The following is a 24,760-nucleotide window of genomic DNA, read 5'->3' on the forward strand; positions in this document are numbered from 1 at the left end:
AAGTCCGCCGGCCGACTTCCCCGATCGCGGAGACAACGGCCAACCGATGATCAGGTGAGCGCCGAGTAGATCATTGTCTTCAGCTCGCGCCGGATCGGGTAAATCATGCTGGGCGACAGCTGGGTCATGAACACCATCGTCAGCCGCTCCACTGGGTCGATGAAGAAGGCGGTGGAGAACATGCCACCCCAATAATATTCGCCCACGCTGCCGGGCATCATGGAGCGGGCGGTGTCGATCGTCACAGCAAAGCCCAGGCCAAATCCGGTGCCGGCGTTCTGGGTCTCGCTGAACAGCGACTTCGACATGGAGGACAGGTCAGCGCCGTTCGGCAGATGATTTTGGGTCATCAGGTCGATGGTCTTGCGACCGAGAATGCGCACGCCATCAAGCGTTCCGCCGTTGAGGCACATCTGGCAGAACCGCTGGTAATCCAAAGCGGTGGAAACGAGCCCGCCGCCGCCCGAGACCAAGGTGAACGGCTTCGACCACATGCTCTCGTCGGCACGGTCGAACATCACCCGGCCCTTGCCGGGCACCAACGTGTAGCAATCGACCAGCCGGTCCAGCTTTTCCGCGGGCACGGTGAAGCCGGTGTCGTTCATGCCCAGAGGCTTGAAGATGCGTTGTTCGAAGAACGCCGGCAGCGACATGCCGGACACACGCTGGACCACCGCGCCGAGCACGTCAGTCGACACTGAGTAATTCCAGCTCGTTCCGGGCGAGAATTCCAGCGGCAGCTTGCCCAGTTCAGCGACGAAGCCGTCGAGATCGTAATTGCCGTGCCAGTTCTCTAGCTTCAGCTCGCGATGCGCGGCGTCGATGTTGGAGCGGTTCTGGAAGCCGTAGGTGAGGCCGGAGGTATGCCGCAGCAGGTCAACCATCCGCATTGGCTCTTCGGTCGGCCGCGTCATGAACGGCACGCCAGCGCCGCCGCCGGCGTAGACGCCAAGCTTCTTGAACTCCGGAAGAACGTGGTGAACGGGGGTGTCCAGTGCGACCTTGCACTCTTCCACCAGCATCATGAACGCAACCGACGTGATCGGCTTGGTCATCGACGCAATGCGAAACAGGCTGCTCTCGTCGATCTGCTTCGAGCCACCTTCGCGCGCGCCGCCCTGAGAAGAAAAGTGCACGATCTCGCCATCGCGCGAGACGAGCAGCTGGGTATGAGGAAATTCGCCCGAATCGAGGTACCGTTCTTTCAGGAAGGTATCGATTGCGGCGAGGCGCCGGCCGTCAAACCCATGCTTCTCGGGTGATGCGATGTTCATTGCCCCTCCATACCCCGGCTTCTAATTCACGCTCTTCCTATCGCTTGAGCGGGCGTTGAATCAATCCTAACGTGAGCACCTGGAAACCGATTTCGAGTGCGGGGAGAATCTGACGTGGCGACGCAACCCTTGGCTGCATCATGGCCGGCCATGTCAGTGAAGCAGGCGGAAGCCGTGCTCACCGCACCCGGCGCGAAGTTCGAGATGGAAACGGTGGACATCCGGGGTGTGCCCACGCGTGTGTGGAAGAATGCACCTCCCCATATGGCGGCCTTGGCGGCGCTGTCCCGAACGCATGGCGACCACCTCGCGACGATCTATGAGGATGAGCGGGTCAGCTATGACGCGCAGTTCCGAGCTATCGCCGCATTGGCCGCCAATCTCGCCGCGCGGGAGGTGGGCAAGGGCGATCGCGTCGCCGTCGCCATGCGCAATCTGCCGGAATGGATCGTCGCGTTTTTCGCGACAACGGTGCTCGGTGCTATTGCTGTGCCGCTCAACGCGTGGTGGACCGGCGAGGAGCTTGCCTATGGCCTTTCGGATTCCGGTGCCAAGGCCCTGATCGCGGATGATGAGCGCTGGGAGCGGATCGCCCCTTTGCGCGCGCAGCTTCCCGGTCTGGATCACGTGCTGGTGAGTCGCGCCAGCACCCCGCTACAGGATGCCGAGCGCCTTGAGGACGTTATCGGCACTCCGCATGGCTGGTCGAGGCTTCCGGCCGGCGAATTGCCAGCCGTCGCGCTGGCGCCAGAGGATGAGGCGACGATCCTTTATACCAGCGGCACGACGGGTCAGCCGAAGGGGGCGCTGGGCACGCACCGCAACTTCATGACCAACATCCTGTCGACCAGTTATGCCATGGCCCGGTCGATCCTGCGCCGCGGCGATCCGCTGCCGGAGCCGAGCAAGAAGGTGGCGCTGACGGTTATCCCGTTGTTCCACGCCACTGCCCTGTCATCCGGACTGATGGGCGCGATGGCTGCGGGCCACACCATCATCTACATGCGCAAGTTCGAACCGGTACGCGCGATGGAAATCATCGAGCGTGAAAAGGTGAACTCCACTGGCGGGGTGCCGACGATCGCGTGGCAATTGCTCGAGCATCCCGAGCGGCATCGCTACGATCTCTCGAGCCTCGAGACGATCGGATATGGCGGGGCGCCCTCCGCACCGGAGCTGGTGCGTAAGATCGCCGCGGAGCTGAAGTCCGCGCCCGGCAACGGTTGGGGCATGACCGAAACCACCGCCACCGTCACCACTCACTCGGGCGAGGATTATCTTCATCGCCCGGAGAGTTGTGGACCGGCGGTAGCGGTTGCGGACCTCAAGGTAACCGGAGCTGACGGCGAAGAGCTTCCGCCCGGGGAGATCGGGGAATTGTGGGCGCGCGGGCCGATGATCGTGAAAGGCTATTGGAACAAGCCCGAAGCGACGGCCGCAACCTTCGTCGATGGTTGGGTGCGCACCGGCGACCTGGCGCGGCTCGATGAAGAGGGCTTCTGCTATATCGTCGACCGGGCGAAGGACATGGTCATTCGCGGCGGCGAAAACATCTACTCCAGCGAGGTGGAGAACGTGCTCTACGATCACCCGGCGGTGACGGATTGCGCGCTCATCGGCATTCCCCATCGCACGCTGGGCGAGGAGCCGGCGGCAGTTGTCCATCTGGCGCCGGGAGCAACGGCCACCGAGGCGGAGCTCCAGGCCTGGGTCCGTGAGCGGCTCGCCGCCTTCAAGGTGCCGGTCGCGATCCGCTTCTGCGAGGAGATGCTGCCCAGGAACGCGAACGGCAAGATCCTCAAGCGCGAGCTGAAAAGCTACTTTGAGGATCGCGCGGCTGCCTGAAGCGTTGCATCGGCGAAACAAAGGGCCGTCGATGCGTACAAAGGATTTCCTCAGGGGCAGGCGTCGTCACGAATTGTCTGCCGAGGAGTTGGCCGTTTTGGAAGCGGCGGTGGATAGCGTGGAGGTGGTGCCGGCCCGAAAGGTGCTGGCCCACCGCGGCGAGCGGCTGAGGCGCAGCACGCTGATCGTCGAGGGCTATGCCTGTCGATACATGGATGCGCGGGACGGCTATCGGCAGATGCTGTCGTATCACGTGCCCGGCGATTTCGTTGACCTTCACAGTTATCCGACGCGGTATATTGATCACGCTGTGGCCACCATCTCCCAAGTGACCGTCGCTTACGTCCGTCATGATCGGCTGGATGGGATCATGAGCGAGCGACCCCATCTGGCCTCTTTGCTTTGGTTCAGCACGTTGCTCGATGCGGCGCTACATCGGGAATGGATCTTCCGCATCGGCAGGCTCGACGCGGCGGGGCGCGTGGCCCACTTCGTCTGCGAGACCTATTGCCGCATGCGCGCGGTCGGCCGGGCAGCAGAGGGGCGGTGCGACTTGCCACTGACGCAACAGGATCTCGGAGATATCGTCGGCCTGACCAGCGTTCACGTGAACCGCGTTCTTCGACGGCTCCGCGAAGAAGGCCTGGCGATCATCGGCCGCGGGACGCTGCAGATACTCAATATTGACCAACTCGCCCGGTTGGGGGAGTTCAAGGCCGATTACTTGTACCTTGAGGATGGACCCTGGCGGGAATGATGGACGGCGCTCTTCCAGGATCCAGTCCTACGCCGGTGCCCATCCGGTTCCTGCTCAGGGCGCACGGGCTTGTCTGGCGTGGTTGAGGCCGCGCCCGCTTCGTCCGTCTCGACCCTCAATGATCCGGCGGAGCAGATCGAAGCAGCCAACTCGGCCGATGAACCGCGGGTGGCGCTACGCCGCGACCGATTGCTCGCGGCACTGACGCTTACAGCGGGGTTGGGGCTCATCATCGGCTTGCCGTTTGCCCTGAAGGCCGGCGCCGAATTCTTCATGCCGACGGCTGTCGCCATTGTCGTCAGCATCGCCCTTATCCCGCTGTTGGAATGGCTCGAGGCGCGGCGTCTGCCGCCGGCGATCGCGTCGCTACTTTGCGTGATCCTGTTTCTGGTGGCCGCGAACGTGGCGCTTGCCGCTATTGTCGTCCCGGCAATCGACTTTTTCCGGCTGCTTCCCAAGCGCATCGACCGCATCCAGGAAAATCTGGAGCCGCTGCTCGACCTGTATTCGAATCTGGAAGGCTATGCGAATCGTACCTTGCGGCGGCTTGCGGCCACGCCGGTACGTCAATCGCCAACGGCCGCTGTGGCGCCGCCGAGTTCGATCCTGGAACTGGCGGCGACCTCGGCACCGGCGGTGATCATTCAGATCTTGTACGCCGTCCTCGTCACCTTCTTCTTTCTGACCGGCTGGACGCGCACCAGGACGAGGATGATCACCAGCCGCGAGAGCTTTGGCGGGGCGATGGCGACCGCCCGAGTGATCCAGGACGTGGTGGACGATGTCTCTAGCTATCTGGGAACGATTACCGCGATCAACATCGTGCTCGGCCTGGTGACGGCCGGCGCGCTCAATCTGCTCGGCATGCCGTTTCCGCTGATGTGGGGCGGAATAGTCGCGCTGTTCAATTACATACCGTATTTCGGACCGGTCATTGCAGCGCTGCTTGTCGCGCTGGGCGGGCTCATGACATTCAACGACGTGGCGACCGCACTGGCAGCCCCGGCGATCATGTATGGACTTCACCTGATCGAGGCGAACGTCGTGACGCCGCTGATCGTGGGCCACCGACTGACCATCAGCCCGGTGCTGATCCTGGTGTCACTCAGCTTCTGGGGCTGGGTCTGGGGAACGATCGGCGCGCTGCTGGCGGTGCCGCTGTTGATCATCATCCAGACGATCATCAAGGGCGCGGGCAAGCCGGACATCGCCGGGTTCCTCTTCGAACATGGCACTTTGGTGCGGCAGACCGTGAAGAGATCGCCAGGATTTGAGAAAAGCGATGATGAGGTCGTTGACAGCCCCTCGCCGGTGGCATAGTGGCGCGCCTCCACGCTGATCCAAGCGGGTGTAGCTCAGTTGGTTAGAGCGCCGGCCTGTCACGCCGGAGGTCGCGGGTTCGAGCCCCGTCACTCGCGCCACCTTCAAGGTGGAGGATCCGTTCCGTGGTTGTCGGTACAAGCTTGTGCTGGCGGCTGAGGAACGTAGAAAGCGTTCGGATAGTTCGAGCGGGTGTAGCTCAGTTGGTTAGAGCGCCGGCCTGTCACGCCGGAGGTCGCGGGTTCGAGCCCCGTCACTCGCGCCATCCGGCAGGATGGCATCGACCCAGCGGCGTTTTGCCGCGGTCACCGTAACTCATCGGTATACGTCGGTCTGCTTGCCTCGTCAGAGGTAAGTGGATGGGTGCTGCGGGCTTGCCTGATCGGCGGTCCGCCAGCGCGTTTCTGTGTCTGTAGCGCGCGGCGACGGAGTCGGTGGCGGACCGCAGCCGCGTCCAGTTGAAGCCCGTGCAGGATCAGGACCCGCCATCGCGCGATCATGGGCTTACCTCCGGGCAATTTCCCGTTAGTGTCCCGGCAAAGCTGGGGTGTGGAGCAAGCGTAAATGACGGAAGCTATCGCGCGGCGTGGTTGGGGCGCCGCGATGGGGCCGTACTTCCGGCCGCGGCCATTTGCCGCCTTTCTGCTTGGCATTTCCAGCGGGTTCCCCCTCACGCTGCTGCTTGGCACCATGACCTTCTGGCTGGCGAAGGTTGGCATAGACAAGAAGACGATCGGCTTCGCCATCGGTCTGACGACCCCATACACCCTCAAGTTTCTGTGGGCGCCGCTGATCGATCGCACGCGCCTGCCGTTTCTGACGAAGCTGGTGGGGCAGCGGCGCGCGTGGCTGTTCCTTGTTCAAGCACTGCTTCTGGTGTCGGTATGGATGCTGGGCGCAAGTCAGCCTGAGCTGCACCTGGGCGTCTTCGCGTTCTGGGCGATCGTAACCGCCTTTCTTTCGGCGACGCAGGACATCGTCATCGATGCCTATCGCATCGAGATCCTTCCCGACGCCGAGCTGGCGCATGGCACCGCCATGAACCAGTTCGGATACCGCACCGGTAACTTCATCGCTGGGGTAGGCACCATCGCGATCGCTTCGGCCGAGGGGCTCGGTCTCGGCTGGGGCTTGGGTTACGGGCTCACCTCGCTTTGCCTGATCCCGGCCGCCGTCGCGGCGTTGTGGATTGGGCCTGGCCTTCACGAACAAGCGGTGAAACGAGGCGGGCGCGGCTGGTTCACCGATACGGTGGTCAGCCCGTTCCGTGAATTCTTCCGTCGCCGCGGCGCTTTGCTGATCCTGCTGTTCGTCCTCGTCTACAAGCTTGGGGACGCGATGGGGCAGGGGATGCTCAATCCCATGATCGTGGAACTTGGCTTCTCCGACACGGAGTTCCTTGCCATCAACAAGGTCGTCGGGCTCTGGGGCCTGCTGATCGGCACGGCGCTAGGTGCGCCCTTCCTGGCGTGGCTCGGCATGGGACGAGCGCTGTTCATCTCCGGGCTGCTGATGATGCTCTCCAATGCCACCTTCGCAATTCTGGCGGCAAAGGGCCATTCACCCACATGGCTGTTCATCGCGGTGGCGACCGAACAGGTGACGAGCGGCATCGGCTTGACGGTGTTCGCGACCTATCTCTCGGGGCTGGCCAACCTCGCTTATACCGCCACACAGTTCGCGCTGCTTTCCTCCTTTGCGGTCGTCGGCCGCACCTGGCTGTCCACGCCGTCCGGCTATGTGGCGGAGCAGTTCGGCTGGGTCGGGTTCTGGCTCGTCACGATGGTGGTCGCGCTACCTGGCCTGCTGTTGCTGTGGATCCTGTGGACGCGCGGCTTCGTCGTGGAGCAGGCACGTCAGCCGACCGCTGACGATGAACCCGGGGCTCCTCTTCCGGCCACGCCCTAGCCCCGTGGGACGCGTCAGGCCGTGATCGGCCGGCCCTCGTCCGCGAAGGCCACAGCCACAGCCGCCGCGCTGGAGAGAACGCCCTCCACGGCCTTGATGCCCAGGAGGTCGGCCATCAGCAAACGCGCAGCCTCAGTCTGAACTTCCACTCGCGCGAGGATCGTGAGCAACGCAGCCTCCGCATGGGTCATGCGGCCATAGCAGCAAGGCGCGATCGCGATCGGCCCGGCAGCAGCGGTGGCGAGGTCCAACATAAGGCCGCGCATCAGGATCAGCGGCCGCCGAAAGCTCGCGCCAAACGCCGTGAAGAAGGCGTGCGCCGCCCGAGCGTCGGTTAGCCCGTGTGCGCCCATCCGGCGCATGGCGAACAATATAATGCGTGCGTTGCAGCAGGCTGGCAGTGGGTGCGGCAACAGCGCCAAAGTGGCAGGTGCGAACATGGTCATGGAAGAGCCTCCTCTTCCCGCAGTCTCGACCAGTGTGCTATTGCAAGTCAATCGCAACTTTGGGTCTAGGTGGGGATCTCGTCGTTTCGGAGGAGCACCTCACCAGCCAGGTAGAGCGAACCTGCGACCAGAATCCGGTCCACATCCGCAGTGGCGAGCGCAAGGAACGCTTCTGCGATCCCTTTCGCTGTCGCCGCTTCGACAGCGCCATTCTCGATCGCCAAGCGCGCCAGCTCCTCGGGCTCGTGGTGCGCGTGGCCCGGAACCGGGATGGCGATCACTCGTGTCGATACCGACATGGCGATAAGATGGCGCAAGACGGAGGCGGCATCCTTGTTGGCCAGCACGCCGATCACGATCGCGGTCTTGGCACTTTGCGGCCAAGCCTGGGCGATGGCCGCAGCCGCCGACTCATTGTGAGCGCCGTCGAGCCAGACGCCGCCCGGCGGGGTGCGGTCCAGCAATCGGGTAAGTGGTCCATCGTTCAGCCGCTGCATCCGTGCCGGCCAGAATGCGCCACGGATGCCTGCTGCCATATCCTCTGACCTTACGGTGACGGCCGTCTGGTGACGCAGCATCGCTACGGCGAGTGCCGCATTATCGGCCTGATGCCTGCCAGCCAGTGTCGGCAGCGGCAAACGCAGTGACCCGGCAGCATCCGCATAAGTGAAGCCGTCAGCATCAACGGCGCAGGTCCAAGCCTCGCCAATCTTGGTCAGGATTGCGCCCTTGGCAGAAGCAACTGCCCGAATGGCATCATTCGCCGCGGGGGGATATTCCAGCGTCGCCAGCGGTGCCCCGGGCTTGGCGATCCCAGCCTTTTCAAACGCGATACGGGCAAGGGGCTCTGGCGGCGTGCCGGCTTCCTCCGCCAACAGGAACGCTTCATGGTCTATGCCGAGTCCGGCGATGCCGCAGACCAGCGGCTGCACGACATTGGTGGCATCCAGCCTGCCGCCGAGTCCCACTTCGATCACACAGGCGTCCGCTGGCGTGCGTGAGAAGGCGAGGAAGGCAGCGGCGGTCGTGACTTCAAAGAAGCTCGCCCGGATGTCGCCGCCCGCGTCCAGCACCTCCTCCAGCACCGCTGCAAGCGGAGCATCCTCGATCAAGGAGCCCGCGACCCGGATCCGCTCGTTAAAACGAACCAAGTGAGGACTGGAATAGACGTGCACGCGCTTCCCCGACGCTTCCAGCATCGCGCGCAAGAATGCGCAGGTCGATCCTTTCCCGTTCGTGCCCGCCACATGGAATACCGGCGGCAGGCGCAGGTGTGGGTCGCCCAGACGAGTGAGGAGCGCCGTGATGCGCGACAGGCCGAGAACGTCGGCGCCTGGCGACAGCGACCACAGTCGTGCCAATTGTGTCTGCACGGCGGGATCAGTCGAAACGGCATAGTCGGGCATTGTCGCTCCAGCTCCCCGCGCGCTGAAACGCGGCGGGCCGATGCAGCCCGCCGGCGTGATGCTATCATTATCCTCTGCTTCGGGCAGAGGTCGAGCGTGTCAGGCCGCCTTGCGCTCGGCGCAAAGGTATCCGATCACCGTCGCCAGTTGATCGCGCAGATCCTTGCGGTGGACGACCATGTCGACCAATCCGTGCTCCAGATAATATTCGCTGGTTTGGAAATCGTCCGGCAGCTTTTCGCGGATCGTATTCTCGATCACGCGCCGTCCCGTGAACGCCAGCGTTGCGCGGGGTTCGGCGATGTGAATGTCGCCGAGCATAGCATAAGCCGCCATCACGCCGCCTGACGTGGGATCCGTCAGTACGACGATATAGGGCAGGCCGGCGTCGTGCAGCATCTGGATCGCGACCGTGCTTCGCGGCATCTGCATCAGGCTGAGAATGCCCTCCTGCATCCGCGCGCCGCCGCTGGCGGTGAACACCACATAGGGCGCGCGATCAGCGATTGCCGCCTCTACGCCCTGGATGAATGCTTCGCCAACCGCTTGGCCCATGGACCCGCCCATGAACGCGAAGTCCTGCACGCCAATCACCACGCGATTGCCCTTGATGGTGCCGCGCGCATTGATGAAGGCGTCCTGCTCACCGGTTTCGGAGCGAGCGGCTTTCAACCGATCCGAGTAGCGCTTCGAGTCGCGGAACTTGAGCGGATCTTCCGGCGCAGCGGGCGCGGGCAGGATGTTCGCGCTGCCTTCGTCCAGCAGCTGCGCGAAGCGTGCAGCAGGACCGATGCGGCCGTGGTGATCGCAGGACGGGCAGACCGATAGATTCTCCTCCCACTCCTTGGTGAACACCATCGTCCCGCATCCCTTGCACTTGTGCCAAAGATTGTCGGGAGTCTCCTTCGTCGCCGGAACAACGAACGACAAAGCGTTGCGAACGCTGGACAACCAGCTCATGCGATTTCCTTCCGAGCGGCACGGACGGCGGCCGCCAAGCTTTCAACATAGGTGCGCACGTGGCGCGGTGCATCAGTCGTGTGGCGCGCCACGAGTTCCACGATGGCGGAGCCCACGACAACGCCGTCGGCGATCCTGGCAATCGCCTGCGCCTGTTCAGGTGTGCGAACACCGAAGCCGACAGCAATTGGCAGGTCCGTCGCTTCCTTGAGGCGCGTGACGGCGGCATCGATCGAACCCTGCGCTGCCTGTTGCAGGCCGGTGATGCCGGCGACTGACACGTAATAGACGAAACCGGAGGCTCCGTTCAGCACCGTCGGCAGGCGCGCGGTATCTGTCGTCGGCGTTGCCAGGCGGATCGGATCAATGCCCGCCTGCCGCAATGCCGGCCCCAGCGCATCGTCCTCTTCCGGGGGGACGTCCACACAGATCACCCCATCCACGCCGGCTTCCCGCACTGCCGAGGCAAACCACTCTGCCCCGCGTCGCAGCATGGGGTTGGCATAACCCATCAGCACTAATGGCACATCCGGATGCCGCCAGCGAAAATCGCCTGCAATCCGAAGGATATCGGCGGTTGTTGTGCCCGCTTCCAGGCTCCGGATGTTTGCAGCCTGGATCGCAGGGCCGTCCGCCATGGGATCCGTAAACGGCATGCCGAGTTCAATGACGTCGGCGCCGCCCGCGACCAGCGCGTCAAGCACTCCAGGCGTGTCCCCATCCCCGGCCGTCACAAAGCAGACGAGCGCCGGGTGGTCCTTAGCGAAGGCCTTCGATAGCCGGGTCATCGGATGTCACCGGTGGATGCAGCGATCGCACAGGGTCGGTGAAAACCCCTCATATCGCTACTCCCAACGCATGAGCGACGGTGAAGATATCCTTGTCACCGCGGCCGCAAAGGTTAGCCAAAATAATCTGATCACGACGTAATTCCTGTGACTTGCGTGTCACGGCTGCGATTGCGTGGGAGGGTTCCAGCGCAGGAATGATACCTTCCGTCCGGCACAGGAGCTGGAACGCATCGAGCGCCTCCCCGTCGGTCACCGACGTATACTCCACGCGGCCGATATCCTTCAGCCACGCATGCTCCGGACCGATACCCGGATAATCCAGCCCGGCCGAAATCGAATGCGCCTCGGCGATCTGCCCGTCGTCGTCTTGCAGCAAATAGGTCTTGTTTCCGTGCAGCACGCCGGGGAAGCCGCCGGCCAAGCTGGCCGCATGCTTCTTCTCCAGACCTTCACCGGCTGCCTCTACGCCGAGCATCTGCACGTCGGGATCGTCCAGGAACGGGTGAAAAAGTCCAATGGCGTTCGATCCGCCGCCGATGGCCGCCACAAGCATGTTGGGGAGGCGCCCAGTGCGGGACAGCATCTGCTCGCGAGCCTCACGACCAATCACGCTCTGGAAGTCGCGGACGAGCTCCGGATAGGGATGGGGGCCGGCCGCTGTGCCGATGATGTAGAAGGTGTCGTGCACGTTGGCGACCCAATCGCGCAGCGCCTCGTTCATCGCGTCTTTGAGCGTGTTCGCACCCGAAGTAACCGCCCGAACTTCCGCACCTAACAGCTTCATGCGAAATACATTTGGCTGCTGACGCTCGACGTCCTTAGCGCCCATGTAGATCACGCATGGAAGTCCGAAGCGGGCGCAGACGGTGGCGGTCGCCACGCCATGCTGACCGGCGCCAGTCTCGGCGATGATGCGCGTCTTGCCCATCCGGATCGCCAGGAGGATCTGGCCGATGCAATTGTTGATCTTGTGCGCGCCCGTATGGTTCAGCTCGTCACGCTTGAACCAGATCTCGGCGCCCATTCCATCCGCCGCATTCTCGCGCAGCGCATCCGTCAGCCGCTCTGCATAGTAGAGCGGCGAGGGCCGTCCGACGTAGTGCTCCAGCAGATCGTCAAACTGTGCTTGGAAGGCCGGATCGTTTTTCGCGGCGCGATATTCGCGTTCCAGATCCAGGATCAGCGGCATCAGCGTTTCGGCGACATAGCGGCCGCCGTAATCGCCGAAATGGCCGCGCTCGTCGGGCTGTGCCCGGAAAGAATTCGGAGCGTTCATGATGCGGCGACCGATTGCAGGAAGGCGACGATCTTGTCCACGCTCTTCACACCGGGCTCGCTCTCCAACCCCGATGAGGCGTCAACCATCGGTGTGCCGGTGCGCCGGATCGCTTCCGCAACATTGCCGGCATCGAGCCCCCCGGAAAGCGCCCACGGCATTGGGTGACGAAAGCCGTCAAGCAAGGACCAGTCGAAGCGAATACCCATGCCGCCCGGCAGAGCGGCGTCCATCGGCGTTTTGGCATCAAACAGGATACGGTCGGCAGCGCCTGCATAATCCCTGGCACCGTCTAGATCCGAGCGAGTCTTGACCGCAACGGCTGCCCAGGTTTCCAAGCCGGTGCGTTGGCGCAGGTGAGCGACCCGCTGTGGCGCCGTGCGATGCAGCTGCACCGCGTGAAGGCGCCCGGCCTGAACCGCATGCTCGAGCATCTCGTCGTTCGGATCGACAAAGACGCCCACCCTCCGAACATGATCAGGGGTTCGAGCCGCAAGGCTCGCGGCCGTATCAAACGAGAGATTGCGGGGCGAAGGGGCGAAGAAGACGAAACCGACATGAGTTGCGCCGCCGCCGATCGCAGCGTCCAAGGTCTCCACGGTGCTAAGCCCGCAGACTTTCACATCAGTCATCGAATCGTCCGCGAGAGAGATGGACGTTGCACTGTGACGGTGCGCATGTTCCGGCTTCTAGATGTCGGGCGGCGCATCTCGCGTCAAAGCGTCGCGCCGATCGCGCGAGCCGCTGCATCGGGATCATCCGCCTGAGTGATCGGACGGCCAACGACCAATACTGACGCGCCGCGATCGAGCGCTTCGCGTGGCGTCACCACCCGCTTCTGATCGCCGGTCGCACCGTCAGCTGGTCGCACGCCCGGCACAACAAAGAAGCCCTTAGGCCAAATCTGGTGGGCGGCCTGCACTTCCTCGCCCGAACAAACAATTCCGTCCACGCCGGACCGCATGGCAAGCTCGGTCAGTCGCAGTACATGGTCATGCGCGCGGCCCTGAACGCCGGTAGCTGCCAGATCCATGTCATCAAGGCTGGTCAACATAGTGACGGCGACCACCTTGGTGCCGGCAGGTGCCGCGGCCTTGGCATCTTCCAGCATGGCCTGCCCCCCGGATGCGTGAACGGTGAGAATCGCGGGTTCCAGCCCGCCAAGTGCCTGGATCGCCTTGGCCACCGTGTTGGGGATGTCGTGCAGCTTCAGGTCGAGGAAAATCGGAAGTCCGACGTGGCTCATTTCCCGCACGCCATGCGCGCCATTGGCAACGAAAAACTCGAGCCCGAGCTTAAGGCCGCCCACATGATGCCGGACGCGTGTAGCCATTTGCTTCGCGCGCTCGAGATCCGGCGTGTCGAGAGCTACGAAAATGCGATTGGACATGCGTCAGGCGACCTCTGGAGAAGCGGAAACAGGCTGGAGCGGTGGAGCCGCCTGCGCTGGCGAACTCGCCGGCTGGACCGGAGGGAGTTCCAGCGCGCGAAGATCGGCAACGGTACGTTCTGCAGCCGCGAGCCGTTGGCGCAACCGCCAGCGAATGGCCCGCTGATACAGGAATGTTGGCAGGAACCCCGCCAGGAACGTCACGAGAAGCAGAACCGGCAGGTTCACTTCAGCAACCAGATTTCCGAACAACGAAATTGGCACCCATTTCCAATTGCCGAAGGTGAAAAGGGCCGCGGCAAAGGCGATCAACGCCCAGAAGAGAATTTTCAGGAACTGCATGAACAAGGCTCCGGCATGGCGCGGACGCTATTACGGCGCGCGCCCTTTGGCCAGCCTCAGCCGATCTCGCCACGCAATGAGGCGATCAGTGCGCCGGCCGTCGTGAGACGCGGTTCCTCCTCATCCAGGATCGCGTGGAATGCGCGACGCTTTGCCGCGGCAACGCTGCCCGGCTTCAATCGGGCGTCCGCCGGGAGCGCCGAGATGATGATGTCGATCATCCGCTCGGCCCCGTGCAGCCTACCCCAGAGATAGTCGTTCTCGCGATAGGCGCGGCTGAAAAACGCACCGAAATTGCTGAACTGGATGCCCTTCAGGGTTGCTTCCGCACCGCCCTGACGAATGGCGACGCAATCATCGGGCGCGATGCGGTCGATCTTCACCGGGTCGAATTCATCCACGCCTGCGCCTTGCAACAGCGGCATGGTGGCAAGATCGACATAGGGAAAGCCGAGATAATGCAGAAGAAGCGTGCGCCGCGGCGCGCGCGGCAAACCGGCCAATGCCTCGGCGATCCGCTCGTCCGTCTCGGCATCGACCCGAGTCAGCGCCAGCGAATCGGCGAGTTGGTCGAGAAGCTCGGAAGCGTCGCCCTTTAGCGAACGGACCTTGGCCCGTAGTGGCCGATGCGGCTCCGGCATCTTGCGTTCAATATAGGCAGCCAGCGAATCATAGATGGCGTGGCGCACCGGGAGCAGGACTTCCTCGTCATGTTCCGGTTCAAGCTCCACCAAGCGGCGCGCCAGCAGGCGCAGGCGGCGGATCCTGAAACCGATGTCGAAGGTGCGGAGGAAGTCGATCGATGCTGCGCTGGACGCATCTGAAGGACGTGCCTCGTCATAGCCACGAGCCAGCAGCGCAGCCTCGATGCGGTTGCGGATCTTGGCCCAGCGCTGCGGCCCGGGTTCTCCGCCCGCGGCATGGAGCAGGGCAGTAATCGTCTCCACCACGCCCGCGATCTTCAAGTGCGCATAAGCGGCGTAGCTGAAGCCGGCGCGGTCGGCCGCGGCCATTTGCGCGCGACGCCGCCACCCGGAAAGCCGCGCAGGCGTCGGTCGGTCCAGGAAGAAGGTTCGGCCGAACAGCGCCTCTACTTCGGCCTCGATTGCCGGGCGCACAGCGTCGGTGATGGTCCGCATCTGCTGTATACGGCGGGATCGAGCGGCAAGCGCCTCCAGATTGTCGCGGATCGGCTGCTTGCGCGGCAATTCGCTGATCGCGCCCAGGATCGTCTGAAAAAAACCAGGCTGTCCGTCATCGCCGCGGGTCAGCCGAAATTTCATGCCGGGCGACGGGTCGATATAGACGAAGCGGCGGTCCACTTGCCGGCGGGCAGGGCGCTCATCCAGCGCTTCGATCGCTGGGCGGAATGGCGCGTTGGCCAACACCGACCCGTCGATAAGATACGCCTTCTCCGCCGCATTAGCGGCAACGTGACGTGGCAGCGCGCGCTGCAGAAACGCGCCACGCCCCGGCCAGTGAGCCTCACGCATGCTCAGGACCGTGTCCAACTCGGTCACACTGAACGGCGGGAACGCGCCGGGAAAGCTTGAGGTGGCTCGCGCCGCAAACGTCAGTTCAGGGGAGGCGGCCAGCGTCTCACATTCGCGGCCATGATCGGTGAACGAAAGGACCAACCGGTGTTCGGTCTCAAGGACCTCCGGCGGCGAATGAAGCTGCAGGCGTTCGGGATGGCCGGTGAAATCCGTAACCGTGACAAACAGATCGAGCGGCTGCCCCTCTGGAAGGAGACGCGGACCACGGGGCGCCGCCGCCATGGCATCGAAGGCGTCCAGCAGCATCGAGGTGAAGCCGGCGCCGTCAAACGGCGGCTCGAACCAGCGCGACCGCACAAAGTGCGAAAGCTTCGCCTGCACTTCATCCCGCGTATTCTCGTCTAGTGCGTCCAGCTTGTCCGCGCTGCGCCCTGCAGCCATCCATGCCAGGGGAAGCGCCCACGCCTTGGAAAAGCGGGTCGCGGGTGCGGTGCCAGGCGCAATCAGCGCCTCCACGTCGGCTTTCTCGAGCCACAGGTCGGTCAGCGGATCGAGTGACTGGCCGGCGCTCAGTGCCTGGGCAAGGAAGATGCCGTTGATCCCGCCGGCGCTCGCACCGGCGATGATGTCGGGCAGCACGCGTAGGCGAGTGCCCGTCTCCTGAACGATGTCCTCCATCAACGAAGCGTATACCGCTCCGCTTCCGGACAGCGCTTCGCCCGCATGGCTGGCGCGGCTGGCGCGCGCGACGTGCCAGATCTCCTTGGTGATCCCATGCATGTAGACGGCGAGGCTAATTCCGCCGTAGCAGACCAGCGCGAGCCGCAGTTCGCCGTCGCGGATCATGTCGGGCGAACGTCGGCCCAAATGGGCAGGTGGTCGCTTGCTTTACGCGCGGCGGCGCTTTGATGGACGCCGCACTCGACCACCTTGAGATCCTCCGAAACCATGATCCGGTCCAGCCTGCCGACGGGCCGCCGAGCGTGGTAGCTCGGCCCTGTTTCTGCGAAGGAGAAGTCCCGCGAAAAGTCTCGCAGGCACCCCGCCGCGCGAGTCCATTCGTTCAGATCACCCATCATCACCGTTGGGCGCGGGTGAGTGCTGGCGGCGACATGGGTGAGGATCGCTGCCGCTTGCCGCCGGCGCCAGAGCCCCGACAGGTCCAGATGCATTCCGATGATGCGGAAGATCGTGTCCCTGATGCGCACGTCCGCCATGACGGCGCCGCGCGGCTCCAGGGCCGGCAGGTGGATCAATTCGCAGTCCACGACCTGGCTGCTCTTGCGGACAAGCAGTGCGTTGCCGTGCCAGCCCATCGAACCCGCGCGTACGCCGAAGCCGACCGACTTCCAGTCGCTGTGCTCGTCCAACAGGTGCGGCGTGATGACGGCAGCGCGCGCACCGAAGCGACGGTCCGCCTCCTGCAGCGCGATCACGTCTGCGTCCACTTCGCGCAGCACCTCAAGGATGCGTTCGGGATTGCGGCGACGATCGGTGCCGATCGCTTTGCGCATGTTGTAGCTCGCGACACGGATCATTGCGGTGGTGAAACGCCCTTATCGCCGGCTGGTTGCCGCCACTTTGTCGCGCGCCGGTCGCAGCAGCGATGCCCGCTCAACCCTGATGGTGCAATGGCCTGAGCGGTAGGGGCCGGGGAAGGGAGGCGCGCTGTGATTGCGGAAACCATATTCGTCATGCCCTTGATCGGCCTTGCAGTATTTTCTGCGCGCGCCAGCCGCCGCGATCCCGCCCGGCGCGCGCGTCAGGAGGCGGTATGGCGTGACATGATCCGCGCCGCTGGTCATGCCGATCGTTGAGATCGGGCGTGGCCAGTCCGACCGCGCAGGTTTACAGCAGCAGGGATGTTGTTCGATCATTTTGCTGGCGCGCAGTCGGGCTGGCGCATCGAAGCGAAGATCCGCGCTCGCCGGGTCATGGGTGAGCAGCCTGACGACCCGCTAGGCTATGTCGACCGGCGGCTCGCGCGCACGCGATTCGCTTCTTTCGAGCGGCGGCGCTGGAAGCACATCCGCACGCTGGTGCTCCAGTTGATGGCGGAAGAAGCGCGGAGAATACGTCCGACCAAGTCCAAGCGCCGCGTGAAATGATGGTGCCGGTTGCAGGGATCGAACCCGCGACCTTCGGTTTACAAAACCGCTGCTCTACCAGCTGAGCTAAACCGGCATGGTCGGCGGCTCATGCGTCAGGATACGCCGAAGGTCCAGCCTTCCGTGTATCGGATTTTCTCATTCAAGCCTCGCGGGTGCCACAAATCGTCGCGATCGGCGCTCGTGCGCAGCCACGCGGCGGCGAGGATCGCATCGGTTGCGTGATCGTCGTAGCGGCTGAGTGGACGATGCGGTGCGCTGCCGATCATCGTTAGTGCAGCGTCCAAAGCGACGGCATTCCGGAGCTTGCTTCTCCCGCGGGGTAGGCCGGCGGCGCGTGCGGCAATCGCAGTGTAGATCTCGACCAGCACTGCGCCATTCTGCGGCAGCGGGTCAAAGGGCCAGACGGGGACGCGGCCCGCGAGATGATGGAGCATGCGCATGCCGGCGAAACTCGCCTTGGCGACTTGTGCCGCGCCAATCGCATCATAAACGGTGGTCGGCTTAGTCGCGTGGCCATCTGCCATCTCGCAGGCGCGCCAATGCAGGAAGTCTCGCTTCGGACCGTCCGCCGCGCCCAGGTAGAAGTGGCGACCGCGGCGCTGCTCCAGAAAGGATGCGGCACCCAGATCTTCGTCGCTGCTGTGAGAGTCGACATAAGCCCAAAGGTCCTGCGCGCTCGCCGTCGTCGTTTCGCCGGGAAGATGGGCCCCTCGCACGACAAAGGGCGCGGAGAAGCTGCAGTCGATTCCAACTAGCAGCGGCTCGTCCGCTTGCGCCAGCAGCCACTCCAGGATTTGCGAGCGCGACCAGGCACCTTCGGGCGGCGCGATCAGCTGCGGGGCATCGTCGCCGGCGTGGCAGAGGGCAAGGGCAATGCCCTTGTGCCGTCGCCCTTTCGCGCCGGACCAGTCGATGGCAGCGAATTTGCGGAAGTGGGTCAGGGCCTGGGTCCAAAAGCCTGGCGCTGCGCCTTGGTCGCGCGATCCCACCAGGCGCGGCGGATCACAGTGCGGACACGTTCCGGATCTCCGGCCGCGTAGCGGACCAGAACACCTGGCCAGCCCTCATAGTGAGGGGTCTGCCAATATGTGTCCGGCTCTGTCTCCAGCAGCACCGCCTTCTCGTCGTGAGGGGTGGGGACATGAAAGCTTCCCGCCTCACGCCCGGGCGAGACGAACGCCTTGCCGTTCACCTTGGGACAGGGGAAGCCGTAATAAGGCGCCATGGTCACGTGCGGCAGGCCGCACGCGAACGCCACAACGTCCTCCCAGTCCTTCATTGCAGGTCGCGGATGACGTCTGCGGTGAACCGGGCGATGTCGAACCGTCCGTTTGCCGTGTCCTCACCCCGGCGCACGATTACCAGCTTCCGCGAGGGAACAACCATGACGTACTGGCCGCGGTTACCCTGGGCCGAATAGCTCCCGACCGGAAGCCCCTGTTTCGGGCCGAAGAGCCACATCGTCGCGCCGTAGCCGGGGCCATCCGCGGGCTGTGGGCCGCTGGGCGTGGTCATGTAGCGCATCCATCCCGCCGGCAGCAGGCGCTTGCCCTGCCATACGCCATCCTGAAGCCAGAACTGGCCAAGTCGGGCAAGGTCCCGCGCCGTCGTGTAAACCTGACTGGAGAGGATGAAATTGCCCTGCCAGTCCGTACCAGCCGTCGTGTGCTGCATGCCAAGCGGCGCGAACAGGCGTTGTGGCCAGGCAGAGTAGCGCTTGTCGTTGTTCATCGCCGCCCTGACCGCTCGCGCGGCGAGCATGATGTCATTGTTTGCATAGCGGAACCGCGTCCCCGGCTTGACCTCTAGGGGCCAACCCGCAGCCTGCTCGGTTACGGTCGTGCCGCCGAAATAGATTGCGTCGGTCCGATTGCCATAGTGATCGCTGTGCAGGCCGGACGACATCCGCAGCAGATGGTCGAGTGTGATGTTGCGTCGGGGATCACCGGATACGCGCCATTCCGGGATCTGCGCCGGCTTAGTCGTGTCGATGCCATGTTCTTGCACGGCAATGCCGACCAGGGTGCCGGCGATGCTCTTCGCGACCGACCAGGTCCGGTTGGCGACGAAAGGGCCGAAGCCGCTGGCATATCGTTCCCCGAGGACACGGCCGTCCCTCATCACGATCACGCCGACGGTTTCACCCTTGTAGGTGGAGCGGTCGAAGGCCTTGTCGATCGTGGCGCCGAGTGCGGGGGTGGGGCGAGGCGAGATGCCGGCATCTCCCAGCGGCCAAGGACGAGCATCGGCGGATGCAGGCAATTGGCCCTGCCAAGTGCCGGCCGGCCAGAGCCGTGAGGTTGCGCCGATAGGGGAGAGCACACAGCCGACACCGGGAGCCCAGTCCGCTCTGCGAGGTGGCAGATCACCAGGGAAGGAAACCAGCACGCTCCGTGCGCGGCGATCCACGGTCGCCTTCAGTTTCGGCAGGAGTGGCTGATATTCGGAGTAGATTCCGCGCAGCTCGAGCGCTTCCACCTGCGCCTCGGTACGGCCAGCGGCAACAACGCCTTCGCATAGTGCGAGCGCCTTGTAGCCGGCGGCAACAGCATTCTCATACGCCGTTGATCGTTCCGCGGCGATCACCTGGGCCGAAGCCGGCGTAGCAAGAAGACCAAGAGCGAGGAGCCCCGGCATAGAAAGTTTGGCCAAGCAATGCCGAGCCTCTGGCCGATCACTCACGCGCCCAGCCCGAGTCTTGGTGATGGTAAGACAAGACGCGCCGACCTTGAGCACATGGACATCAAGCTTCAACTGCCGATCCTCTTCCGATTGTAAGCGACGATGACCCGATAGCCTGCCGGTTGGCAGCGCCCGCACATGCGCTGCCATAATCGATGCGCTGGCGAAACAGCGTAGATCAATGGCCGATTAGGCTACGATGCGGACCGGCACGCTCTTTCCCGCCGGCGTCTTCGACTCTTCGTCATGCCAGCTCAGCGGCACGAGCGGGTTCATCTCTGGATAGTAGCCGCCAATGCATCCCCGTGGCAGCAGGAATGGAGTCACCGTCAACCCACCCACCTTACGGTCCACGCCGTCCTCGGCGTCGCTGGCAAGGCCGACGATCTGCCCATCTTGCAGCCCCGCGGCGGCGATGTCCTCGGGGTTCATCAGCAGCACATCGCGCGTCCCCTCGATCCCGCGAAGTCGATCGGAATAGCCATAGATGGTCGTGTTGAACTGATCGTTGGATCGGAGGGTCATGAGCCGCCAGCGGCCTTCCTTGTCTTCCGTGCCCCAGCTGTTCAACTTCTTCGGCAGGGTGAAATCTGCCTTGCCACTTTCCGTCTTCCAGACTCGCTCCCGCGCCGAATTGCCGCGGTAGAACCCGCCGGGCGTGAACACCCGCTTGTTGAAGTCGTGGAATTGCTCGGGATAGGTTTCCTCGATGGCGTCACGGATCAGGCCGTAGTCAGCCACCCAATCATCCCAAGGCACCTTCGGGTTCGGCGGCAGCGTTGCCTTCGCCATGCCCGCAACGATCGCTGGCTCGGATTTAAGGTCCGGGGAGGCCGGCGTGGCCCGGCCGATCGACCCATGGATGCAACTCAGGCTGTCCTCCATCGTCACCGCCTGCGCGCCGGTCACCTGGACGTCCTCCTCCGATCGGCCGAGACACGGCAGGAGATAGGCCACCTCGCCGTTGATGAGATGGCTGCGATTGAGTTTGGTGGCGATCTGCACGGTCAGGCGCAGCTTGGTCCAGGCAGCCTCCATCCGCTCGCGTTCAGGAATGGCGCGAACGAAATTGCCGCCCAAGCCGATGAAGGCTTTCACCTCCCCGGTCTGGATCTTCTTGCAGGCGTGAACGGTGGTAAGGCCCTCATCGCGCGGCGGCTCAAAGTCATATTGCTCGGCCAGCTTGTCGAGCGGCACCAACTCGGGCTTCTCGGAAATGCCCACTGTGCGCTGGCCCTGCACATTGGAATGGCCGCGCACCGGCGAAATGCCCGTGCCGTCGCGGCCGATATTTCCCTTCAGCAGGAACAGGTTCACCAACTGCTTGATGTTGTCGCTGCCGTGCACGTGCTGGGTCAGCCCCATACCATACATTGCGATCGATCGTTTCGCCTCGATGTAGATATCGGCGGCCGCCTCGATGTCTGAGCGCGCGAGGCCGCTTTCGTGTTCGATCGTCTCCCAGCTGGTCGCGCCCACATGCGCCTTCAGGGCGTCGAACCCGGCCGTATGCTGTTCAATGAAGTCGACGTCGAGAACGTGAATTTTCTCGGCCGCCCAGCGCTCCGCCTCCTTGGCGAACACATGCTTCATCATGCCGGTGATCGCGGCGATATCTCCACCCGTTTTCACTTGAAGGTACAGGGCGGAAATCGGGGTCGCCGCCGGTGTCAGCATCTCCTTGGGGCTTTGCGGGTTCTTGAAGACCTCCAGCCCTTTCTCCCGGATCGGATTGAACGTCACAATCTTGCAGCCCCGTTTCACCGCTTCCTGCAGCGGGTGGAGGAGGCGCGGGGAATTGGTCCCAGGGTTCTGCCCGAAAAAGAATATCGCGTCGCAGAGCTCGAAATCGGAGAGCACGCAGGTGCCGACCGGCGATCCCGTCACCTCCTTCAGCGCGACTGAGGTCGTTTCGTGGCACATGTTCGAGCTGTCAGGCAGATTGTTGTGGCCATAAAGTCGCGCGAACAATGCGTAGAGATAACTCGTTTCCAGACTCGCCCGTCCAGAGGAGTAGAAAACGGCGGACTTAGGATCGATCGCCTTCAACTCACGCCCGATCGCGCTGAACGCCTCTTCCCAACTGCACGGGACATATTTGTCGATGGCATGTTCGTAGCGCATCGGGTGGGTCAGCCGCCCGGTCTGCTCCAGGTCATAATCCTTCCACCCCTTCAGCTCCGTCACCGTATGTTCGGCAAAGAACTCAGGCGTGCACCGCCTGCTGGTGAGCTCCCACAAGGTCGCTTTCGCGCCGTTCTCGCAGAACTCGAAGGTGTGTGGGTGCTTTGGCTTGGTCCAGGCACACGACACGCACATGAAGCCACCGGGCTTGTTCTGGCGCCGCAGCGCGTCGAGGGCGGCCGGCTTCGGACGTTCGCGAAGGGCGGTCTCAACGATGCCGCGCACAGAGCCCCAACCGCCTTCCGTGCCGGAGTAATGGACGGTGCCCTGTTCCTCGCCCTTGTCCTGTCCCTTGCGCATCACCGTCTCCTCGCTTGAAGGCAGAACCATCGAGCAAGGCCGAGGATGCATCGCTTACCATCCATCAGCTGAGGATATCAGGTGAACCGTTAGCGACCGGACTCGCGCCGCGCCGACCAGAAGGCCAGGCGCTTGCGGATCTCCCGTTCGAACCCGCGCTCGTTTGGTTGGTACAGCGGTTCTGGCCGGGCCGCGGCAATGTCGTCGGGGTAGAATTCCTGGCCGGAAAACGCGTCGGGCCGATCGTGATCATATTGGTAGCCCTCGTGGTAGCCCAGCTCCTTCATGAGGGCGGTCGGCGCGTTGAGGATGTGCTTGGGCGGCGGAAGCGAGCCCGTTTTCCGCGCCAGCGCCGTCGCCTTGTCGAACGCCAGATACGCGGCATTGGACTTCGGCGCGGTCGCGACATAGGCGATAGCCTGTGCGAGGAAGAGCCGCCCCTCGGGCAAACCGGCCCGCTCGAACGCCTGCCAAGCCGTGAGCACCTGAACCATGGCTTGCGGATCGGCCATGCCGACGTCCTCAGACGCGGCGCATAACAGACGGCGAAAGATCACGGCGGGATCCTCGCCGCTCGCCAGCATCCGCGCGGCCCAGTACATGGCGGCATCAACATCGCTTCCACGCAGGCTTTTGTGAAAGGAGCTGAGCATGTTAAAATGCTCTTCCTGCCCCTTGTCGTACAATGGCGCGCGAACCTGCACGATCTCCGCGAGTTGCTGCACGCTGAGCGGCTGATCGGTGCCAACCGCGAACAGATCGTCGCAAAGCCCCAGCAAGTAGCGCGCGTCGCCGTCCGCCATCCCGATCAATGCGCCGCGCGCGACCGGATCAAGCGGTAGGGGCCTTTCGAAATGACCCTCCGCGCGGACGATCACCTGCTCGAGATCATCCTCGCTCAGCCGCTTCAGCGTGAACACTTTGGCACGCGACAATAATGCCGAAACCAGACTGAAACTCGGGTTCTCGGTGGTCGCGCCGATCAGGGTGAACGTGCCATCTTCAAGCGCGGGTAGCATCGCGTCCTGTACCGGGCGGGAGAAGCGGTGCAGCTCGTCGATGAAGACGGCTGTTGGGCGCCCCGTGGCGTTCCGCAGGGCCGCCGCCGCGGCGATGGCCTTTCTCAGATCGGCCAGGCCCGTCGTCACGGCGGATAGCTGCATGAACTCGTATCCCGCCTCTCGCGCGATCAGGCGCGAGATGGTCGTCTTACCGACCCCAGGCGGCCCCCACAGGATCATGGACGAGAGGCGACCGGCTGCGATCATCCGCCCGATTGCGCCTTCCGGTGCTGTCAGATGTTCCTGCCCCACCACATCGGCAAGACGGGAAGGGCGCAGTCGATCGGCGAGCGGAGCATTGGCCGCTGGCACCGAAGCGGTCTCTGGCATCCCCAAGCCAGCGAAGAGATCAGCCATGCCGGATCACATAGGCGTTGCCAGTGAACTTTCCCAGCATGCTTGACGGCAGCGTCTTAAGATATATCTTGTAAGTATCTTAAGGAGTGTTCGACATGGAAACCGAAGAAGGCCAAGGCAAGGGCGCCAATCGCGGTGGGCCGCGGCGCGCCGCAGCCCTGCGAAAGGCTGCGCGTGCAGCAGGCGCTGTCGAAAAGAAGCGGCTGGCTCGGGCCGGTCGCGCGGCCCGTGGAGCGGTTGCTGCGGAGGCGGGCCCCGGTGCTGCCACTGCGAAGCGCGGGGCAAAGGCGCGCGGCGCAAACGCCCGTGCTGGTCGTGAGGGACGCAGGGGCATGGCAAAGGTTGGTGGCCTGCGCCGCCGCCGCATGTTCGACAGCGGTGAACTCCGTCTCGTTTTGTTGAAGATGATCGCGGATGAACCGCGCCACGGCTACGAACTGATCAAGGCGATCGAGGAACTGACCAGCGGCGGCTATGCGCCCTCGCCGGGCGTCGTTTACCCCACCCTTACGATGCTGGGCGAAAGCGGCCATGTGACTGGCGAGGAAGACGGTGATGGTCGCCGTCGTTTCTCGATCACCGGCGCGGGCAGCGCCGAACTGGTCGAAAGTGAGGATCAGGTCAGCAAGCTGTTCGCTCGCTTGTCCACGGCCGGTGAAAAGCACAAGCAGACTGACGCGGTGCCGGTGCGGCGCGCAATGAGCAACCTGCGGGCCGCCCTTCAGGATCGCCTGAGCCGCGGGGATATCAGCGACGAGACGCTGCTGCAGGTCGTCGCCCTGATCGACGAGGCCGCGCAGAAGATTGAACGGCTCGGCTGAGGTCCAATGGCCCGGCGGCGACTCTCGCTGCCG

The 24,760-nt window shown here is 63.7% G+C and carries 23 protein-coding genes and 3 tRNA genes; 9 read left to right on the forward strand and 17 right to left on the reverse strand.

The features are described from left to right. Nucleotides 1–50: 50 nt before the first annotated feature. Nucleotides 51–1,274 (reverse strand): serine hydrolase domain-containing protein, encoded by a 1,224-nt coding sequence (locus LQ954_RS05960; RefSeq protein WP_231022341.1) that lies wholly within the window; start codon nucleotides 1,272–1,274, stop codon nucleotides 51–53. 150 nt (nucleotides 1,275–1,424) lie between these two features. On the opposite strand from LQ954_RS05960, the gene LQ954_RS05965 reads away from it, so the two are divergent. The 6 genes from LQ954_RS05965 (at nucleotide 1,425) to LQ954_RS05990 (ending at nucleotide 7,104) form a co-directional block, all read left to right on the forward strand. Further along, the gene (locus LQ954_RS05965) at nucleotides 1,425–3,119 is read left to right on the forward strand and encodes a class I adenylate-forming enzyme family protein (RefSeq protein ID WP_231022733.1); all 1,695 of its coding nucleotides are present in this window, start codon (nucleotides 1,425–1,427) and stop codon (nucleotides 3,117–3,119) included. A 31-nt stretch (nucleotides 3,120–3,150) separates the two neighbouring features. Further along, nucleotides 3,151–3,876 (forward strand): Crp/Fnr family transcriptional regulator, encoded by a 726-nt coding sequence (locus LQ954_RS05970; RefSeq protein WP_231022342.1) that lies wholly within the window; start codon nucleotides 3,151–3,153, stop codon nucleotides 3,874–3,876. A gap of 135 nt (nucleotides 3,877–4,011) precedes the next feature. Then, nucleotides 4,012–5,196 (forward strand): AI-2E family transporter, encoded by a 1,185-nt coding sequence (locus LQ954_RS05975; protein WP_227771053.1) that lies wholly within the window; start codon nucleotides 4,012–4,014, stop codon nucleotides 5,194–5,196. A gap of 24 nt (nucleotides 5,197–5,220) precedes the next feature. Further along, a tRNA-Asp gene (locus tag LQ954_RS05980) sits at nucleotides 5,221–5,297 on the forward strand. A gap of 87 nt (nucleotides 5,298–5,384) precedes the next feature. After that, nucleotides 5,385–5,461, forward strand: a tRNA-Asp gene (locus tag LQ954_RS05985). Nucleotides 5,462–5,760: 299 nt separating this feature from the next. Then, nucleotides 5,761–7,104: an AmpG family muropeptide MFS transporter gene (locus LQ954_RS05990; RefSeq protein ID WP_231022343.1), complete on the forward strand. Its 1,344-nt coding sequence runs from the start codon at nucleotides 5,761–5,763 to the stop codon at nucleotides 7,102–7,104. 14 nt (nucleotides 7,105–7,118) lie between these two features. Here the strand turns inward: LQ954_RS05990 and LQ954_RS05995 are convergent, their stop codons facing one another. The 10 genes from LQ954_RS05995 to LQ954_RS06040 all read right to left on the reverse strand — a co-directional run bounded on the left by LQ954_RS05995 (nucleotide 7,119) and on the right by LQ954_RS06040 (nucleotide 16,749). Further along, complete coding sequence (locus LQ954_RS05995) at nucleotides 7,119–7,550, reverse strand: DUF6628 family protein (RefSeq protein WP_231022344.1); 432 nt, start codon at nucleotides 7,548–7,550, stop codon at nucleotides 7,119–7,121. A gap of 65 nt (nucleotides 7,551–7,615) precedes the next feature. Then, nucleotides 7,616–8,956: a bifunctional folylpolyglutamate synthase/dihydrofolate synthase gene (locus tag LQ954_RS06000; protein WP_231022345.1), complete on the reverse strand. Its 1,341-nt coding sequence runs from the start codon at nucleotides 8,954–8,956 to the stop codon at nucleotides 7,616–7,618. 99 nt (nucleotides 8,957–9,055) lie between these two features. Then, entirely contained in the window at nucleotides 9,056–9,916 is an 861-nt protein-coding gene (gene accD, locus LQ954_RS06005; protein ID WP_227770382.1) for an acetyl-CoA carboxylase, carboxyltransferase subunit beta, read from the reverse strand. Next, nucleotides 9,913–10,704, reverse strand: coding sequence for a tryptophan synthase subunit alpha (gene trpA / locus LQ954_RS06010; protein ID WP_231022346.1), 792 nt, complete (start codon nucleotides 10,702–10,704; stop codon nucleotides 9,913–9,915). Before trpA ends, accD begins: the two co-directional genes overlap by 4 nt. A 49-nt stretch (nucleotides 10,705–10,753) precedes the next feature. Beyond that, nucleotides 10,754–11,983, reverse strand: coding sequence for a tryptophan synthase subunit beta (gene trpB, locus LQ954_RS06015; protein WP_231022347.1), 1,230 nt, complete (start codon nucleotides 11,981–11,983; stop codon nucleotides 10,754–10,756). Next, entirely contained in the window at nucleotides 11,980–12,615 is a 636-nt protein-coding gene (locus LQ954_RS06020) for a phosphoribosylanthranilate isomerase (protein WP_231022348.1), read from the reverse strand. The genes trpB and LQ954_RS06020 overlap by 4 nt, the downstream gene beginning before the upstream one ends. Before the next feature lie 83 nt (nucleotides 12,616–12,698). Next, nucleotides 12,699–13,373, reverse strand: a complete 675-nt coding sequence (gene pyrF / locus LQ954_RS06025) for an orotidine-5'-phosphate decarboxylase (protein ID WP_227770378.1) — start codon at nucleotides 13,371–13,373, stop codon at nucleotides 12,699–12,701. Between the two features lie 3 nt (nucleotides 13,374–13,376). Then, a complete protein-coding gene (locus LQ954_RS06030) occupies nucleotides 13,377–13,715 on the reverse strand; it encodes a hypothetical protein (protein ID WP_227770377.1) in 339 nt (112 codons plus the stop codon). 56 nt (nucleotides 13,716–13,771) lie between these two features. After that, nucleotides 13,772–16,057, reverse strand: a complete 2,286-nt coding sequence (locus LQ954_RS06035) for a patatin-like protein (protein ID WP_231022349.1) — start codon at nucleotides 16,055–16,057, stop codon at nucleotides 13,772–13,774. Continuing rightward, nucleotides 16,054–16,749, reverse strand: a complete 696-nt coding sequence (locus LQ954_RS06040; protein ID WP_227770375.1) for an endonuclease/exonuclease/phosphatase family protein — start codon at nucleotides 16,747–16,749, stop codon at nucleotides 16,054–16,056. Before LQ954_RS06040 ends, LQ954_RS06035 begins: the two co-directional genes overlap by 4 nt. 132 nt (nucleotides 16,750–16,881) lie before the next feature. On the opposite strand from LQ954_RS06040, the gene LQ954_RS06045 reads away from it, so the two are divergent. Then, nucleotides 16,882–17,028 (forward strand): hypothetical protein, encoded by a 147-nt coding sequence (locus LQ954_RS06045; RefSeq protein WP_227770374.1) that lies wholly within the window; start codon nucleotides 16,882–16,884, stop codon nucleotides 17,026–17,028. Nucleotides 17,029–17,073: 45 nt separating this feature from the next. Next, complete coding sequence (locus LQ954_RS06050) at nucleotides 17,074–17,319, forward strand: hypothetical protein (protein WP_227770373.1); 246 nt, start codon at nucleotides 17,074–17,076, stop codon at nucleotides 17,317–17,319. Here the strand turns inward: LQ954_RS06050 and LQ954_RS06055 are convergent. The 6 genes from LQ954_RS06055 to LQ954_RS06080 all read right to left on the reverse strand — a co-directional run bounded on the left by LQ954_RS06055 (nucleotide 17,320) and on the right by LQ954_RS06080 (nucleotide 23,906). Continuing rightward, a tRNA-Thr gene (locus LQ954_RS06055) sits at nucleotides 17,320–17,395 on the reverse strand. A gap of 19 nt (nucleotides 17,396–17,414) precedes the next feature. Beyond that, entirely contained in the window at nucleotides 17,415–18,311 is an 897-nt protein-coding gene (locus LQ954_RS06060; RefSeq protein WP_231022350.1) for a hypothetical protein, read from the reverse strand. Beyond that, nucleotides 18,260–18,601: an MmcQ/YjbR family DNA-binding protein gene (locus tag LQ954_RS06065; RefSeq protein WP_231022351.1), complete on the reverse strand. Its 342-nt coding sequence runs from the start codon at nucleotides 18,599–18,601 to the stop codon at nucleotides 18,260–18,262. Before LQ954_RS06065 ends, LQ954_RS06060 begins: the two co-directional genes overlap by 52 nt. Then, complete coding sequence (locus LQ954_RS06070; RefSeq protein ID WP_227770358.1) at nucleotides 18,598–19,974, reverse strand: serine hydrolase domain-containing protein; 1,377 nt, start codon at nucleotides 19,972–19,974, stop codon at nucleotides 18,598–18,600. The genes LQ954_RS06065 and LQ954_RS06070 overlap by 4 nt, the downstream gene beginning before the upstream one ends. A 219-nt stretch (nucleotides 19,975–20,193) precedes the next feature. After that, complete coding sequence (locus LQ954_RS06075; RefSeq protein WP_227770357.1) at nucleotides 20,194–22,488, reverse strand: FdhF/YdeP family oxidoreductase; 2,295 nt, start codon at nucleotides 22,486–22,488, stop codon at nucleotides 20,194–20,196. Between the two features lie 89 nt (nucleotides 22,489–22,577). Then, nucleotides 22,578–23,906 carry a replication-associated recombination protein A gene (locus tag LQ954_RS06080; protein ID WP_227770356.1) on the reverse strand — a complete coding sequence of 443 codons (1,329 nt, stop codon included), beginning with the start codon at nucleotides 23,904–23,906 and terminating at the stop codon, nucleotides 22,578–22,580. A gap of 95 nt (nucleotides 23,907–24,001) precedes the next feature. Between LQ954_RS06080 and LQ954_RS06085 the strand changes: the two genes are divergently transcribed. Continuing rightward, nucleotides 24,002–24,727 (forward strand): PadR family transcriptional regulator, encoded by a 726-nt coding sequence (locus LQ954_RS06085; RefSeq protein WP_227770355.1) that lies wholly within the window; start codon nucleotides 24,002–24,004, stop codon nucleotides 24,725–24,727. Nucleotides 24,728–24,760 lie beyond the last annotated feature (33 nt).

Origin of the sequence: Sphingomonas sp. IC-11, assembly GCF_021043365.1 — a bacterium.
Classification (GTDB): Bacteria; Pseudomonadota; Alphaproteobacteria; order Sphingomonadales; family Sphingomonadaceae; genus Sphingomonas.

Coding starts and splice junctions, on each gene's coding strand:
- LQ954_RS05960 (WP_231022341.1), bottom strand. CDS start 1,274: ATGAACATCGCATCACCCGAGAAGCATGGGTTTGACGGCCGGCGCCTC.
- LQ954_RS05965 (WP_231022733.1), top strand. CDS start 1,425: ATGTCAGTGAAGCAGGCGGAAGCCGTGCTCACCGCACCCGGCGCGAAG.
- LQ954_RS05970 (WP_231022342.1), top strand. CDS start 3,151: ATGCGTACAAAGGATTTCCTCAGGGGCAGGCGTCGTCACGAATTGTCT.
- LQ954_RS05990 (WP_231022343.1), top strand. CDS start 5,761: ATGACGGAAGCTATCGCGCGGCGTGGTTGGGGCGCCGCGATGGGGCCG.
- LQ954_RS05995 (WP_231022344.1), bottom strand. CDS start 7,550: ATGACCATGTTCGCACCTGCCACTTTGGCGCTGTTGCCGCACCCACTG.
- LQ954_RS06000 (WP_231022345.1), bottom strand. CDS start 8,956: ATGCCCGACTATGCCGTTTCGACTGATCCCGCCGTGCAGACACAATTG.
- accD (WP_227770382.1), bottom strand. CDS start 9,916: ATGAGCTGGTTGTCCAGCGTTCGCAACGCTTTGTCGTTCGTTGTTCCG.
- trpA (WP_231022346.1), bottom strand. CDS start 10,704: ATGACCCGGCTATCGAAGGCCTTCGCTAAGGACCACCCGGCGCTCGTC.
- trpB (WP_231022347.1), bottom strand. CDS start 11,983: ATGAACGCTCCGAATTCTTTCCGGGCACAGCCCGACGAGCGCGGCCAT.
- LQ954_RS06020 (WP_231022348.1), bottom strand. CDS start 12,615: ATGACTGATGTGAAAGTCTGCGGGCTTAGCACCGTGGAGACCTTGGAC.
- pyrF (WP_227770378.1), bottom strand. CDS start 13,373: ATGTCCAATCGCATTTTCGTAGCTCTCGACACGCCGGATCTCGAGCGC.
- LQ954_RS06030 (WP_227770377.1), bottom strand. CDS start 13,715: ATGCAGTTCCTGAAAATTCTCTTCTGGGCGTTGATCGCCTTTGCCGCG.
- LQ954_RS06035 (WP_231022349.1), bottom strand. CDS start 16,057: ATGATCCGCGACGGCGAACTGCGGCTCGCGCTGGTCTGCTACGGCGGA.
- LQ954_RS06040 (WP_227770375.1), bottom strand. CDS start 16,749: ATGATCCGTGTCGCGAGCTACAACATGCGCAAAGCGATCGGCACCGAT.
- LQ954_RS06050 (WP_227770373.1), top strand. CDS start 17,074: ATGTTGTTCGATCATTTTGCTGGCGCGCAGTCGGGCTGGCGCATCGAA.
- LQ954_RS06065 (WP_231022351.1), bottom strand. CDS start 18,601: ATGAAGGACTGGGAGGACGTTGTGGCGTTCGCGTGCGGCCTGCCGCAC.
- LQ954_RS06075 (WP_227770357.1), bottom strand. CDS start 22,488: ATGCGCAAGGGACAGGACAAGGGCGAGGAACAGGGCACCGTCCATTAC.
- LQ954_RS06080 (WP_227770356.1), bottom strand. CDS start 23,906: ATGGCTGATCTCTTCGCTGGCTTGGGGATGCCAGAGACCGCTTCGGTG.
- LQ954_RS06085 (WP_227770355.1), top strand. CDS start 24,002: ATGGAAACCGAAGAAGGCCAAGGCAAGGGCGCCAATCGCGGTGGGCCG.